Below are 14,764 nucleotides of genomic sequence, written 5' to 3' on the forward strand. Positions count from 1 at the left end.
TTATCTCCTAAATCGTCTCAATTAGTTCAATCCACTGCTTGAGAATTTTATCTTTATCGAATTTATCCATATTTTCTTTTGCGTGTTCTGAGAAAGACTGTCTCAAAACTTCATCTCCCATCAGTTCAAGCAATTTTTGGCTCAACTTATCCGTATCATAACACTCAACCAAATAGCCATTAACTCCATCTTCAACAATTTCGTTCGGTCCTGTCGGACAACTAAAGCTAACTATAGGAAGATTGTATTGTTGTGCTTCCAGCAGAACTAGAGGTAAACCTTCATAGCGAGAAGTCATGACATAAATCCCTTTATCTCCATAAATCAAATCCTGATTTTTTTCGAGTCCTTTTATGACTAACTTATCCTGTAAATCATTTTCGTTGATTAAATTTCTGATTTTATCCACTTCGTCTTGATTTCCGGAACCGTAGATTTCCCAAGTCCAGTCAAACCTTTTCGCTAACACTTTTTTCGCGACTTGAACAAGATAATCATATCCTTTTTGATAGTCAAAACGGCCAACCGTCACAATTTTAGTTGATTTTTTATTATAGGATACTTCTGAAAGAGCAGCCTCTTTCCAATTATAGATGTAGCAAATTCTTTCATCAGAAACACCGTATTTTTTTATATAATTTTCACGGTCTTCTTGAGTAAGGGTCACGAGTTTATCAGCAAATTTCGCTCCAATATATCTTTGTATCTTCTTAACTTTAGTATCAATATCTACTATAGAATTTGTATGGTCGCAGGAAACAAATTTTGTTCTCAAACCAATTGTGCTTGCTACACCAACTGTATTCATACTCATTCCGATTCCAAAAACAATATCAATGTTCTCTTCTTTCAGATAGTTTCTCAATAACTTGACCGCTTCGAGAAAATTTTTACTCATTGATATTTTCTTTGATGATAAATTTTGATATCGAACCGATTGTTTCAGCGAGAAGAAATTGTTTTCTGTAGAAATCATCGAGAGAAGATGAACTTCATACATAGTTGATAACTCATTTGCAAGACTGGTTGCTACTTTCAGTCCTCCATCTGTTCTATCAATACTCCATTTCACTAAAGCGATTTTTTTCATCTTTAAACTACACTTCCCCTTCATTTTCACCCAGTGAGATAATCTCGTAGTGGTGAAGAGCCCTTTTATCTTCTGGTGGCAATTGCATATAATCCGCTCCGTAAATGGCTGTTAGATATTCTCTGTATTTGCAAGGACAACAAAGTTTAAGATCTTCAAACTGTAATAGGACTGGTTCTCCAAAGTAATCACTCGGTACTATCTCTCTTAATTTGTAAGCTCCCGTAAAATTTCCTGCGTAAGCTTCATCAAACGAATATTTTTTTATCGTTTGCAAATATTTTTTCTGTGCCCTGGTAAAGGAAATAATCTTCTCAATACTAACAGCATTCGCAAAAGCAATAATTATCTTTTCAATGAATGGTCGATTTTCTTTTTTCTGATTCACCAAACTATTGAATTGCGAGAGTTGAACCATCATCCTTGCGCACAAGTATCTCAAAGAATGAATTTTTTTCTTTAAAGCATTAGATGGCATACCATCTAGCGGAAAAATGTCTATCCACAAACTTTCTACCAATTCTTCTTTACTATAATTCATGATGATTTTTGTAGAATCATCTCGAATCACAGAGAAAGCTTTTTTATAGTTTAATGTATCTTCGCTTAAAAACTTGTAGTTTTCTGGCAAGACATTTGAAGCTATTTTTTTAAACTTTTCGTAATCCTCTCTCGGCATACCGATATCAATGTCATCATCCCAAGGTATGAAACCATTATGACGTACCGCTCCTAGCAAGGTCCCACCCAGAGCATAGTAGGTTAGGTTATTTTCTTCGCAAATATTAATAAACTCTTTCAAAATAGATAAAATCTTATCTTGAATGATTTTGATATCCGACATACTTTCCTCCTATATAAATCGAAATAAAACCGTCTTCCCAGTCTATGCTCTTTTAAGTTCTTGTTAAATACTTCTTACCATTTTACTATACGATTTTTTCAAATGAATGTTATTTTAACTGTTCATCGCCTTCATCAGAAAACTGATAATCCGGGTAGATTAAAGCGCCTACCAAAATCCAAAAAATATTGTAATGAAGATAGAAATTCAAATCATCAATCATGGAATGAAAACTCATCATTATCAAAATAAAAGCAAGAACCCATTGACGACTTTTAATAACTTTAGACAAAGTCAAAGTTAGGACTGAGAGCATCAATCCCAGGATGAGTAAGCCAAATTTTTGTAAAACTTGGACATACAAATTGTCCACATACAGATAGGTCTGATAGTTTCTGATTCCCTCAATAGTCAGACCGTTACCGTACCATTCAACCGGTCGTCCAAGGAATCCAAAACCATACAGGTTTAAAGATTTGTTTGCCAAGTATATACGACCACCTAACATACGGTTTACTTTAAAAAGAAGGTCATTGATAAAAGAATGACTTGAATTGAGATAGATAACAGAGACCCAAAAACTAATAATTGCATTTACGATAAAGGTCAGTTTAAAAACCTTAAACACATGTCCTAGTTTAGAGAATAGTTCTGGAAACCACTTTATTAGCAAACTGCATGCCAAAAGTACACAGGAACTATAAAATGTTAAACGAGAATCCGTTTGATCATATACCCAATAAACTGATAGAGCTAACAGCAGCCATTGCCAATATTGGATTTTATTTTGCTTTAAATAAAACACAATAGCGACTATATTCATCAGCAAAATAGATGGGAATAATGCGTAACGAAACCCTAGATAAGTTCGTACTCGAGAGCCAGAAACTTCTATATAATTCGTTATGATTCCTAATTTTGCGCTGATGATAACAAACAACAACAAGAACATACTAACGACTAAAGAAGTTTGCGCCACCTTCTTAAAGGGAACATCTCGTAAAGCATAAATAAATAATATAGTTACAGAAAGTTCTGAACTGAGAGCTGTCATTTTCCCCACGATAAGATAAATTAAAATTGTTGCAAATAATCCAATGAGAGCTCTATAATCATATTTGCTCTTAAAAGACTCTTTTAGGAGCAAAAGAAAGATTGAAAAAGCTATCGCTAATTTATAAACTGTTCCAGGCAGATATCGAGCATAAAAAGTTACATTTAATATCGAAACCGTTAAAAATATTCCTAAAGCAACAAGAGCCAAGAGCTCTGGCAAAGATTTTATTTTTACTACTAATTTCATCCTTATTCTTTTATCCCTATCTAAAAACTCTGTCCATATTTTTTCCCGAAGAATTTTGCTTGTAGGAAGGATTTTCCTTTTTGAATCAAGTCAATTTTCTCCATATAGATAAACGGTATCTCTTTTACCCGCAAATCTTGTTTTGCCAACCAAACATTGAACAAGCGTTCACTGATACGACCAAACAATCTAGCATCAAAAGCAGAATAGTCTGTAATATCCAATCTCTTATAGAGCTCATCAATAATCGGGAACAACCATTCACAGTAGGCTGCTACATTTTCTTTGGACATGATAAACATATTGAACATATAGCCACTGCGTTGTTTCATGACCTGATCAAAAGCATCGATATAGTCCGGTCTCAACTCGCTAACAATCTGGCGTGTTACGTCTAAATGATTGGCATCATGCGTATGTGCATAGTGTGAGTATAGCGTTTCAATGTAGTATTTCCGTTTTTTTGGAACGATTACATCACTTTCAGCCAACAAATCTTGCAGTTCTGATTTAGACAGGATAATATCATTCATATCAATCGTTTCACTATATGAGTGACGTTTTGCCGTGAAATAGCGACGATAGTGTACCAAACCAAGATAGTCACATTCTAAATTTTTCCACGCCCAATAAAGTCCAGTTAATTCGCAATAATAGGGGTTCAAACTTGAAATATTGTCTCCTTCATTATCACATTGGTATCCTAACTTTTCTTTCCCTTCACTACCAACATGGATAGGTAGGTAAAGATCAGTATCAGCAGGCATGGTAAATTGCTTGTGTGTTGCCACGATAATTTTATAATTCTTTGTCATTTTAACCCCCTTCATTTAGATTGAACTGTTTGCGCTAAAAAAGAAACCAAACACTAGCATCCTAGTTTCACAGAGTTCACCTAAGAAACTAGTTGACTCTTTTGCCATGCCTCTATTAGACTACTCAGATCATATAACTCTGGAAGCATATTTCACCATTTTAAAATGGTAAAACACCCTTTCCAAATTCTAAAACATGACTACCAGTATTTGATTTCGTATCATTTTCATTTTGAACTCATCAACAGATTATAAAATCCTAAAAAACTTATCTGTTCTTTAATGAGCCCCTTTTCCTAGCAAAACTTGCTTAATGGTTAATAAAAATATCTTTACATCCAATTTGAAAGATTGATTTCTAGGATAATATAATTCCATCTCGCAACGTTCAGGATAATAGACTTCACTTCTCCCAGAAACTTGCCACATACCTGTTATCCCTGGCTTCACTGAAAGCAGAAGTTTCTGTTCCTCTTCGGAATATTCTTCTAACTCCCTATCAAGGATTGGCCTAGGTCCTATAAAGCTCATCTCACCTCGCAAAACATTTATAAACTGAGGAAATTCATCAATACTCGTTTTTCTAATGAAATTCCCAATAATCGTTAAGCGTGGATCTTCGTTAGGAGGCAATTTGTAGCTATTGTCAATATATTTTTGATGTAACTCTTTATTGGCCAAGAGAATTTCTTCAGCATTTTCAACCATTGAACGAAACTTAATAATTTTAAATTTTTTCCCATTCAAACCTACTCGATACTGAGTAAAGAAAATGCTACCCTTATATCCTTTAGCTTTATATATGATGAAAATAATCAAGGAAGCTGGAAAGGCTAATACAACAGTTCCAACCAATCCAATAAAAAAGTCTGCAAGTTGCTTAAAACTTTTGTATAAGACTTCACTAATCTCCACTTAAACTTCACCTACTTTTCATATAATCTTCTTTTTAATATTTACTTTTTCTTATTTTTTCCCATAGGAACCGTAGTTCCCATATGATCCGTAAGAACCATATTTTTCAAGCTGAATATTAAATTTATTCAGAATAACTCCTAAGAATGGTGTTCCTGTTTGCTCTAACTGGTCTTTAGCTTTTTGAACTTCTCTCCGTTTTGTTGCAGAAGCTTCAGTTACCAGGATAGAGGCGTCGCATTTTTGTACGATAATAGCCGCATCAATGACAACACCGATAGGGGCTGTATCCACAATGATATAGTCAAAGTATTTGCGTAAAGTCTCAATCATTGCTTCAAATTTGTCACTTTGAAGAAGAGCGGTCGGGTTTGGTGAAACAGCTCCTGATTGAATGACAAACAAGTTTTCTACGTTTGTTTCACACAAACCATGAGATAAATCTTTGGTTCCTGATAAGTAGTCTGTCAAACCTGTAATTTTTTCTCGAGATTTAAAGACACCTGACATGACCGAATTACGAATATCGGCATCGATAAGGAGTGTCTTATAGCCTGCACGCGCGAATGCCCAAGCTATGTTGGTTGAAGTGGTTGACTTCCCTTCTCCAGGTCTAACTGAAGAAAGGGCAATCACTTTAAGGCCATCTCCACTCAACTGGATATTGGTCCGTAATGCGTTATAATACTCCTCAGCTTTTTTTACAGAGTGTAATCGTTGTTCTGATAATTCTAACTTTGCCATATTTCCCTCTTTATTTTAATTTCTCAAGATTTGGAATAACACCTAAAAGTGAGATGTGCATCACTTCTTCGATATCTTCTGGACGCTTCACTCGATCATCCAACAATTCAACTAAAAGCACGATAACCGTTACGAATCCTACGCCTGCTATAGTGGCCATCATTGTATTGCGACGAATATTTGGTGAAGATGGCGATGTCGCTGGTCTTGCTTCCTCAAGTGTGGTTACATCCGACACTCTTGTTACAGAAATGATTTTCTGAGCAGCTACTTCTCTAAGTGCATTGGCGATACGACTCGCTTCCTCAGGTTTCCCATCTCGAACTGAGATTGATACGATACGCGTATCTGCAGGGACTGTTACTGAAACTTTTCTTCCAAGAGTTTTGGCATCCATAGCTAAGCTTTGATCAGCCACCACTTTTTCAAGAACATCCTGAGAAAGAATGATCTCACGGTAGTCTTTTACCAAGTATGAACCTGCCTGCAAGTCTTGGTTGGTCAAACCTGGCTTATCTGCTTGGTTACGATTGACTACGTAGATACGAGTGGTACTAGTATACTGTGGCTGGATCACAAATGAGCTATATGCAAAAGCTGCTAGACCTGCTACTAGTGCAGTTAAGACAATGAGGAATTTTCGTTTCCATAGCACTTTTACCAATTGAAATACATCAATTTCAAATTTTTCTTGTTCTTTCATCATTTCTCCTAAATTATTTGGTCATTTATAATGTTTGATGGGTTTGTTTCAAAAAGTTCACGAGCTTTTCCTGCTCCGTATTTTTTAGTAATGAGTTCATAAGCTTCTCTCATATACGGTGGGCGATTATCCAAATTGTGCATATCGCTAGCTACTACATGGACTAAGTCCTTATCCAAGAAATACCTAGCACGCTTTTTCATAAACTTGTAGGTATCTCCGAAAAGCCGTGGCTTTAAGACGCTCGAACTATTAATCTGCATATAGCAGCCCATATTGATGAGTTCTCTTACTTTTTTCTCATCGTTTTCCAAGGTGTGATAGCGCTCAATATGAGCAACCACAGGTGTAATCCCTAACATGAGAACTTTGGTCAAGGCGCTATGAATATCTCTGTAGGGTGTATTCATGCTAAACTCGATCAAAGCATAACGACTTCCATTGAGTTTTGGGATGATATTTTGTTCAAGTTTCTCTAAAACATCACTTGAAAAATAAATCTCAGCTCCGTACACGATATTCAAATCCGGTGCGATTTCTTGAGCCAACTGTTTAACTTCGCTAAAATTAGCTGCAATTTTGTCTTCTGATGTTTCAAACATCCCTTTTCTACGATGAGAGGTTGAAACAATGGTTCGAACACCTTGTGCGTAAGCTTCCTCTAGGAGAGCCTTGCTCTCAGCTTTATTTTTAGGTCCATCGTCAACATCGAAAACAATATGTGAATGAATATCAATCATCTTATTTTCCTTCCATGGTATCATTAATAGCCGTTTTAACAGCTTCCAAGCTAGTTGGGTCGATTTCTAACATGTAAAGATTGCTATCTGGCATAGCGTAAGACGGGAGACCCATACGACCAGTTCCTTTCAGATCTTGATTGGTTACTGTATATTTCCCTCCGCTTGCCAACTGAGTATTGACAAGACTTACCATTGTTTCTGGTGGCATATTGGTCTGAACTGAATCCTGTAAACCTTGAATAATGGCATCGTAGTTTTTCAAGGCTTCTGCCGAAGTCATCTTCTGAATAATGGCTGTAATGACTTTTTGTTGGTTACGACCGCGATCTCCATCACCATTTGTCAAAGAGTAACGTTCACGGACAAAACCTAAAGCCATTTCTGAATCAAGGTGAATATTTCCAACCGGATAGTGCTTGCCGTTTGTATGAGCAGTAAACTCTTGGTCATTATAGACATCAACGCCTCCAAGAAGGTCAATCAACTTCAAGAAAGAAGTGAAATTGAGACGGGCATAATAGTTCAAATCGATACCATAAAGATTTTCTAAGGTATGGATAGAAGCATCTACGCCATAGATTCCCGCATGCGTCAACTTATCGTTTTGGTTGTTCCCACCATCTGCAATAGGGACATAGGCATCTCGAGGAGTTGTCGTCAAGAGAATCTTCTTAGTATCTTGATTCACTGTCATGATGATATTGACATCTGAGCGCGAAACAGAACTGATAGGACCATAGGTATCAATCCCGCTGATGTAGACGTTGAAAGAATTTCCTGTAGCTACCTTAGGCGCCTCCACTTTCTTAGTCAAGTCCTTGGTATAGATTTTCTTGATTTTCTTAGCGTGGTCGGGATATTCCTGCTCAATCAGATTTTCATAAACACCGTTTAAGACAATTGCTTTGGTTTCTCCATCTAACAAACTCTTATAGGCTGCTAGATAAGAAGAAGCTTCCTCAACTGTCAATTCCTTGTTTTGAGTTGTTTTAATGTCATCTATCAATTTTTGAATATTCTCAGCATCTGTCCCTGTTGGAGCAGTTACACTAGAAAGTTGAGAAACGTTATCGATCTCACTATCTGCAAGTACTGCCACACTCATAGAGTAGCTTGAATAATTTGAAGTTGCATTAAATTGATTGGCGAGCCCTACAAATCGATTTACAGCTACTAAAGCTACAGAGCTAAATAAAACCGAGAGTAATAGGACTATCAAGGTGAACACCTTGGCTTTGCGCTTAACGATCAACAAGAGGGATAATAATGCTACGAGCACTAAAACTACTGCCAAGATAATATTAAAATAGCTGACCGCTAAAATCTGGTATTTAAAAATCAAAAACAATAAAAAAGAAGCTAGAACAGCATAGATTAGCAACAAACCTATGTTTAAACTCTGCTGAAATTTACTAGATTTACTTTTTTTTATGCGTCTACTTTTCATGAAACACCTCTTCAAAACATTTTAATTTAATTATATCACAAAGTACCTCTAAAGGCTATCTACATTAGTCAAGGAAACGTTTTATTTTGAAAATGTATTTAGTTAGTGTATATTTATTAGCGCTTTTACTACATTTTATGTTTTCAAAAAACAACTAAAATAAAAATAGAGCTCTTAAAAAGCTCTATTTTTTAATTATTTAACGTGACTTTCGAATTCTTTTTGACTCTTTTCGACTGAGTTTTTACGTTCTTGTTCCCATTTGGCTTTAGCTTCATCAAATTGAGCAGTTGTTACCACTTCGGTTTGCAATTTCATGTACTTGTAGTTACTTCCAGTACCTTTGATTCCGACAAGTGAGTAAGCTCGTGTAAATGGTGTCACACGTGTTACTGAAGCTCCACCACCGTTTGAATTTACAGGGAGCAATAGCGAACTATCAATCAGCCAAGCTTGTGCGTCTGCATAATTTTCATAACGTTTGGCTACGTCTGTATTTTCTGCATCTGCCGCTTTCAATTTTTGAGTATATTGGTCCAATCCGATACTTGTAATCTTATCAGTATCCTTGCTTGGATCAAGTCCTAAAATCTTGAGATAGAATCCATCCTCAGCGTTGAAAGGATTAAGATAAGTCGATGGATCTTGGTAGTCTGCAGACCAACCATCCAAGTTCAAGTCATAGTCATGATCAGCTATGGTTGGCGCTTGGAATGTCGCATTGGCATAGTCTTCTGTTGAAATTTGAACGACATCAATCACTACATTTTCTGCCCCAAGAGTTGATTCGACAGATTGTTTCAGCGAATGAATCTTTGGAAGCAAGGTTTTGTTAACTTGGTCTACAGGCAAGTCCAAATGAATCGGGAAGGTTACACCTTGTGCTTCTAGTTCTTTTTTAGCTTCTGAAAACTGAGCTTGTGCTTTTTCTTTATTGAAATAGCCGTCTTGAGCGTCTTCAAGATTCATATTTGACCACTGTGTACCGTAGTTTACCAACTTAGATGAAACTGTCTCACCAAAAGTCTTGTCACCTACTTGCACGAATGTTGGTGGCACAAGTGTGTTACGAAGAGTGTTTTTAGCCGCTTCTTCTCCATTAGACTGAGCCGAATAGGCTGTACGGTCAATGGCAAAGTTGATTGCTTGACGGAAATTTTTATTTAAAATTGCAGCTTGAGTAGCTTGTTTTTGCTCATCGCTAGTCTTAGCTGTATGATTGTATGTTTGGCGATTAACGTTAAAATTATAGTACCAAGAAGTCGCATCCTGCAAGCTATAGACGATGTTGTCCTTGTATTTTTCCTTAGTCTTAGCGAAGTTTGAACTATTTGGGTAAACACCAGCAGACGAGTAGGCTCCGCTTTCGAAATTACGGATTGTCATATCTTGGTCAGAACCATCAACATAAGCCAACTTAACTCTTTCAATCGTCACTTTTTCTTGGTCATAGTAATGAGGGTTCTTCATGTACTCAAGTGATGATTTTGATGTGAAATCTTTTAACAAATAAGGACCACTGTAGAGAATGCTGTCTGGTTTCAATTCCCCAAATTCTTTACCTTTAGAAGTCAAGAACTCTTCATTGACTGGAAAGAGGATACTATTAGTTGTTTTAGAGTTCCAGAATGGTTCTGGACGTGTCAAAGTGTATTGGACAGTGTAATCATCTACAGCTTTCACACCAACATTTGAAAAGTCAGCATTTGCGCCTGTCACATAATCATCTAATCCCTTGATTGAGTTCTGAATCAAATCGAGAGCTTGACTCTTATTATCAGCTGCATACTTGATACCTGTGACGAAATCTTGTGCTTTAATTGGGGCGTATTCTTCCCCGTCAGCAGTGAACCATTTTGCATCTTGACGAAGTTTATAAGTGTAAGTCAAACCATCCTTTGAAACACTCCAATCTTCTGCAAGAGCAGGAATGAGATTTCCATAATTGTCATTTTCAAGCAACCCATCTACCAAGTTGGTAATAACATTAGTATTGTCACCAGAGTAGTCCAACAGGTAGTTGAAGGTTGTCGGGTCGGCACCAAATGTTGACGAGTAGGTTTTAACATCTGATGCTGACTTCCCACACGCTGTCAATAAGACCGCCGCGGCAAGCGTCAGCCCCGCTCCAATCAGTCGTTTTTTGAGTTTCATGATTCATTTTCTCCTTAAATGTTAGGTTTTATGACATAAGTCTATTTTATCAAATTTCACCCTAAAAGTAAAGTTATTTAATTATTTGCCCTCTCGTCAGTATATGAAAAAAAGAAAGAAATCCCGCATAAAATCAAGATTTCTTTCATCGTTGTTTAAGATTATTTAACGTGGTTCGCTAACTCTTTTTGATATTTAGCGTTTGTTTCAAGTTTCTCTTTTTGCCATTTCTTGAGAGCTTCTTCGTATTCTTTAGTGGTTACAATATCATTTTGCAACTCTAGACCTTTAAATACAAACGGATCTCCCTTGATACCAACTTGAGAGTAGGCTTTCGAAAATGGTACTGTACGACTAACTGTAGGAGAACCTCCTGAAGATGCTACAGGAATGAGGAGTGAGCTATCAGATACCCAAGCCTGTGCTTTAGCATATTTTTCATAGCGTTTGTTAAGGTCGGTTGTTTCTGATGCTGCATCATCCAAGAGTTTCTTGTACTCATCAAGTCCAACTTGAGCCATAACTTCTGGATCTTTCCCTTTTGTGATACCCAAGTGTTTAAGGGCAGAACCCTTCTTAGCATCCAGGATATTTAGATAGGTAGCTGGATCTTGATAGTCTGGTCCCCAACCAATTCCGTTCAAGTCATAGTCTTTTTGAGAAGGAACCTTAGCTTGAGAAGTAATACTCATTTTCTCATTATCTGTCATTTGAAGCACATCGATGACAACATTTTCAGTTCCAAGCGCTGCTTCGACAGATTGTTTGAGGGAGTTGGTTTGTTGAACAGCAATGACATCTGTTTGTTCAACTGGAATATCCAAATGAATTGGGAAGGTTACACCTTTACCTTGCAATTCTGACTTGGCTTTTTCAAAGGCAGCTTTTGCTTTTGTTGGATTGTAAATAGTGTCTTTACCATCTGTCAAAGCTACATCTTTCCACTGGTCTCCGTATGTTACTAATTGTTCTTGAGCCAATTCCCCGAAGGTCTTTTCACCAACCTGAACATAGTCGTAAGGTACAAGGCTGGTACGGATAATCTTGTCTGCACCTTCTTCACCATTCATCTGAGCAGAGTAAGAATGACGGTCAAGAGCAAAGTTGATTGCCTGGCGGAAGTTTTTGTTGAGAAGCGCTTCTTTTGTAGAAGTCTTTTGTGCTTCATCTGTCTTTGCTGTTTTATTGTAAGACTGACGATTCACGTTGAAAGTAAAGTAATAGCTGGTCGCTTCTTGCGGACTATAGACAATCTTATCCCCGTATTCTTGCTTAGTTGAATCAAAGTTTGAACTTGTTGGGAAGAGACGAGCTGTTGTATAGGCTCCTGATGAGAAACTACGAATCAATGATTCTTGGTCAGATCCATCGTAGAAAGTAAGTTTGACGTGGTCAATCTTAACATTGTCTTTATCCCAATAATTTGGATTTTTTTCGTACTCGATCACTGATTTTGAAGTGAAGTTCTTCAAAATATATGGTCCATTATAGAGAATACCTGAAGGTGTCGCTGCACCATAATCTTTACCTTGAGAATTCAGGAATTCTTCATTGACTGGGAGCATAGTCGCTGTTGTCACCTTGGAATTCCAGAAGCTTTCTGGCTGGTTCAAGGTGTATTGAACAGTGTAGTCGTCAATCGCTTTAACTCCAACTGTTGAGAAGTCATTGCTTTCACCACTGACATATTCTGCTAAACCTTTGATAGAATCTTGGATCAGACTTAAGCCATCTGACTTACCATCAGCAGCATGCTTCAAACCAGTCACAAAGTCTTGAGCCTTGACCTCGGCGTACTCCTCACCTTCAGAAGTATACCATTTGACACCTTTACGTAGCTTGTAAGTGTAGGTCAAACCGTCTTGTGAAACCGACCAGTCTTCAGCAAGAGATGGAATCAAGTTTCCGTATTTGTCATTTTCCAAGAGTCCGTCGACCAAGTTAGCAATGACGTCCGATGTTGAACTTTTACTAGTAACGCTATAGTCCAATGTTGATGGATCGATGGCATATACGTATGAAAATGTTGTAGGAGCATCTGCTTTTTTCTCTGTCTTTCCACAAGCCGCTAAAAGAAGAGCTGCACTCATCGTTATCCCTGCTACTGCGAGCAACTTTTTCGATTTCATCGGTATTCTCCTTTAAAATACTATTTTTCACCATTATACCCTATTTTTTTATAAAAGCAAGGGTTTTCATGCAATTTTTTAGAAAATTCAAACTAATATTTTTTTAAGAAATTTCTACACTTATTTTAGAAAAAACTCAAGCATCTTTGATACTTGAGTTTTTTAGGTTTAATTGGTCAATTCGACACAGAATGCATCCCAAGGAGCTAGTGTTAGTTGTTCGAGATTTTCTTGAACCTCGGTGTTAGCAACCAAGATTGATTTGAGAACCCCATTAAAGTGAAATTCTTGTTCTTGATTTGAGAGGTTAGCCACAACTAGGAAACGGCGTTCCCCGTCCTTACGGATATAGGCAAAGACTTTCTCAGCCGTTTCTAATAATTCAAAGTCAGCTTGAACCAGCCAGCTATTTTCTTTGCGAATCTGAACTAATTTTTGATAAGTATAGAAGATGGAATCTGGATTTGCTAAAGCCTCTTCTACATTAATCTTCGCATAGTTTGGATTGACTCCTAACCATGGTTTCGCGCTTGAAAATCCAGCGTAGTCTGTAGTATCCCACTGCATTGGGGTACGAGCATTGTCACGTCCAATCACACGAATGCTATCCATAATTTGCTCTAGCGGTACACCTTGTTCTAGCGCTTCTTTGGCATAGTTGATAGATTCAATATCTTCTACTTGCTCCAGAGTTTCAAATGGATAGTTGGTCATCCCAATCTCCTCCCCTTGGTAAATATAAGGTGTTCCTCTCATAAGATGAAGCAAGATTGCATACGCTTTAGCAGATTTTTCGCGGTATTTTTGGTCATTTCCCCAGATAGAGACGATTCGTGGAAGGTCATGGTTATTCCAGAAGAGGGAATTCCAGCCATCCTCAACTCCTAATTCTGTCTGCCACTTGTTGAAAATCTCTTTTAATTTCCCTACATTTAGCTCTTTTTGATAGTGCCACTTAGGTTGTCCTTCCTGATACTGAAGACAGATATGTTCAAACTGGAAGACCATAGACAACTCTTGACCTTCTGGATTCGAATATTTCTTGGCCTCTTCTGGATTTGCTCCCCAAGTTTCCCCTACTGTCAAAAGGTCTTTGCCGCCGAAAGTAGCCTGATTCATTTCCTTGAGGTAAGGATGAAGCATGGGACCATTGTTGACAACCTTCTGGTCAGGTATCTTCCCAATCATGTCAATAACGTCCATACGGAATCCACCAATCCCTTTATCAATCCAGAAATTCATCATCTCATAGATTTTATGACGGAGCTCTTCGTTTTCCCAATTGAGGTCTGGTTGTTTCTTACTGAAAAAGTGTAGATAGTATTGACCAGACTTTTCATCGTATTCCCATGCAGAACCACTAAAAGTAGAGGTTAAATCATTGGGTTTATCTCGCCAAATGTAGTAGTCACGTTCGGGACTTTGAGGATTTTCACGCGCTTCAATAAACCAAGCATGCTCATCGGATGTATGATTGACAACCAAGTCCATGATGATTCGAATATCTCGTTTTTGGGCTTCAGCAATCAGCTCATCCATATCTTCCATGGTTCCAAAGATAGAAGCGATATCTTGGTAGTTGGCAATATCATAGCCATTATCATCCATTGGACTGTCATAAACTGGAGAAAGCCAAATCGCTGTGATCCCAAGCTTAGCTAGATAATCTAACTTGCTAGTAATTCCAGGCAAATCACCAATCCCATCTCCATTACTATCCTTGAAACTTTTTGGATAAACTTGATAAACAACTGCATTATGCCACCATTTTTCTTGCATCTTTTTACCTCTTTTAATATTCATTTTATTCCATCATAGACTTTTTATATTAATTATGCAAGCGTTTGCTTTATCTTTTTTCTTACTTTTGTGACTCT

Annotated in this window: 12 protein-coding genes; all 12 read right to left on the reverse strand. The window is 37.3% G+C overall.

What is annotated here, in order from left to right; translation table 11 throughout:
• Positions 1 to 7: 7 nt before the first annotated feature.
• The 12 genes from O3643_RS07610 to O3643_RS07665 all read right to left on the reverse strand — a co-directional run bounded on the left by O3643_RS07610 (position 8) and on the right by O3643_RS07665 (position 14,666).
• Entirely contained in the window at positions 8 to 1,090 is a 1,083-nt protein-coding gene (locus O3643_RS07610; RefSeq protein WP_084864811.1) for a glycosyltransferase family 4 protein, read from the reverse strand.
• A 7-nt stretch (positions 1,091 to 1,097) separates the two neighbouring features.
• Entirely contained in the window at positions 1,098 to 1,934 is an 837-nt protein-coding gene (locus O3643_RS07615) for a phosphorylcholine transferase LicD (RefSeq protein ID WP_371500954.1), read from the reverse strand.
• Positions 1,935 to 2,043: 109 nt separating this feature from the next.
• A complete protein-coding gene (locus O3643_RS07620) occupies positions 2,044 to 3,237 on the reverse strand; it encodes a polymerase (protein ID WP_371500956.1) in 1,194 nt (397 codons plus the stop codon).
• 20 nt (positions 3,238 to 3,257) lie between these two features.
• Positions 3,258 to 4,052: a DUF4422 domain-containing protein gene (locus O3643_RS07625; protein WP_254724916.1), complete on the reverse strand. Its 795-nt coding sequence runs from the start codon at positions 4,050 to 4,052 to the stop codon at positions 3,258 to 3,260.
• Positions 4,053 to 4,331: 279 nt separating this feature from the next.
• Positions 4,332 to 4,967, reverse strand: a complete 636-nt coding sequence (locus O3643_RS07630; RefSeq protein WP_371500958.1) for a sugar transferase — start codon at positions 4,965 to 4,967, stop codon at positions 4,332 to 4,334.
• Positions 4,968 to 5,018: 51 nt separating this feature from the next.
• The gene (locus O3643_RS07635) at positions 5,019 to 5,711 is read right to left on the reverse strand and encodes a tyrosine-protein kinase (protein ID WP_006149526.1); all 693 of its coding nucleotides are present in this window, start codon (positions 5,709 to 5,711) and stop codon (positions 5,019 to 5,021) included.
• A 10-nt stretch (positions 5,712 to 5,721) separates the two neighbouring features.
• Complete coding sequence (locus O3643_RS07640) at positions 5,722 to 6,414, reverse strand: capsular polysaccharide biosynthesis protein (RefSeq protein ID WP_371500960.1); 693 nt, start codon at positions 6,412 to 6,414, stop codon at positions 5,722 to 5,724.
• Positions 6,415 to 6,422: 8 nt separating this feature from the next.
• Positions 6,423 to 7,154, reverse strand: a complete 732-nt coding sequence (gene cps4B / locus O3643_RS07645) for a capsular polysaccharide biosynthesis protein Cps4B (protein WP_371500962.1) — start codon at positions 7,152 to 7,154, stop codon at positions 6,423 to 6,425.
• 1 nt (position 7,155) lies between these two features.
• Entirely contained in the window at positions 7,156 to 8,604 is a 1,449-nt protein-coding gene (locus O3643_RS07650) for an LCP family protein (RefSeq protein ID WP_371500964.1), read from the reverse strand.
• Positions 8,605 to 8,799: 195 nt separating this feature from the next.
• Positions 8,800 to 10,758, reverse strand: a complete 1,959-nt coding sequence (locus O3643_RS07655) for a peptide ABC transporter substrate-binding protein (RefSeq protein ID WP_371500966.1) — start codon at positions 10,756 to 10,758, stop codon at positions 8,800 to 8,802.
• A gap of 161 nt (positions 10,759 to 10,919) precedes the next feature.
• The gene (locus O3643_RS07660; protein WP_371500968.1) at positions 10,920 to 12,887 is read right to left on the reverse strand and encodes a peptide ABC transporter substrate-binding protein; all 1,968 of its coding nucleotides are present in this window, start codon (positions 12,885 to 12,887) and stop codon (positions 10,920 to 10,922) included.
• Positions 12,888 to 13,055: 168 nt separating this feature from the next.
• Positions 13,056 to 14,666 carry an alpha-glucosidase gene (locus O3643_RS07665; RefSeq protein WP_371500970.1) on the reverse strand — a complete coding sequence of 537 codons (1,611 nt, stop codon included), beginning with the start codon at positions 14,664 to 14,666 and terminating at the stop codon, positions 13,056 to 13,058.
• Positions 14,667 to 14,764: the final 98 nt, after the last annotated feature.

This window comes from Streptococcus sp. 20925_1_44, assembly GCF_041432435.1.
In the GTDB taxonomy this organism is placed as follows: Bacteria; Bacillota; Bacilli; order Lactobacillales; family Streptococcaceae; genus Streptococcus; species Streptococcus infantis.

Coding starts and splice junctions, on each gene's coding strand:
- O3643_RS07610 (WP_084864811.1), bottom strand. CDS start 1,090: ATGAAAAAAATCGCTTTAGTGAAATGGAGTATTGATAGAACAGATGGA.
- O3643_RS07615 (WP_371500954.1), bottom strand. CDS start 1,934: ATGTCGGATATCAAAATCATTCAAGATAAGATTTTATCTATTTTGAAA.
- O3643_RS07620 (WP_371500956.1), bottom strand. CDS start 3,237: ATGAAATTAGTAGTAAAAATAAAATCTTTGCCAGAGCTCTTGGCTCTT.
- O3643_RS07625 (WP_254724916.1), bottom strand. CDS start 4,052: ATGACAAAGAATTATAAAATTATCGTGGCAACACACAAGCAATTTACC.
- O3643_RS07635 (WP_006149526.1), bottom strand. CDS start 5,711: ATGGCAAAGTTAGAATTATCAGAACAACGATTACACTCTGTAAAAAAA.
- O3643_RS07640 (WP_371500960.1), bottom strand. CDS start 6,414: ATGAAAGAACAAGAAAAATTTGAAATTGATGTATTTCAATTGGTAAAA.
- cps4B (WP_371500962.1), bottom strand. CDS start 7,154: ATGATTGATATTCATTCACATATTGTTTTCGATGTTGACGATGGACCT.
- O3643_RS07650 (WP_371500964.1), bottom strand. CDS start 8,604: ATGAAAAGTAGACGCATAAAAAAAAGTAAATCTAGTAAATTTCAGCAG.
- O3643_RS07655 (WP_371500966.1), bottom strand. CDS start 10,758: ATGAAACTCAAAAAACGACTGATTGGAGCGGGGCTGACGCTTGCCGCG.
- O3643_RS07660 (WP_371500968.1), bottom strand. CDS start 12,887: ATGAAATCGAAAAAGTTGCTCGCAGTAGCAGGGATAACGATGAGTGCA.
- O3643_RS07665 (WP_371500970.1), bottom strand. CDS start 14,666: ATGCAAGAAAAATGGTGGCATAATGCAGTTGTTTATCAAGTTTATCCA.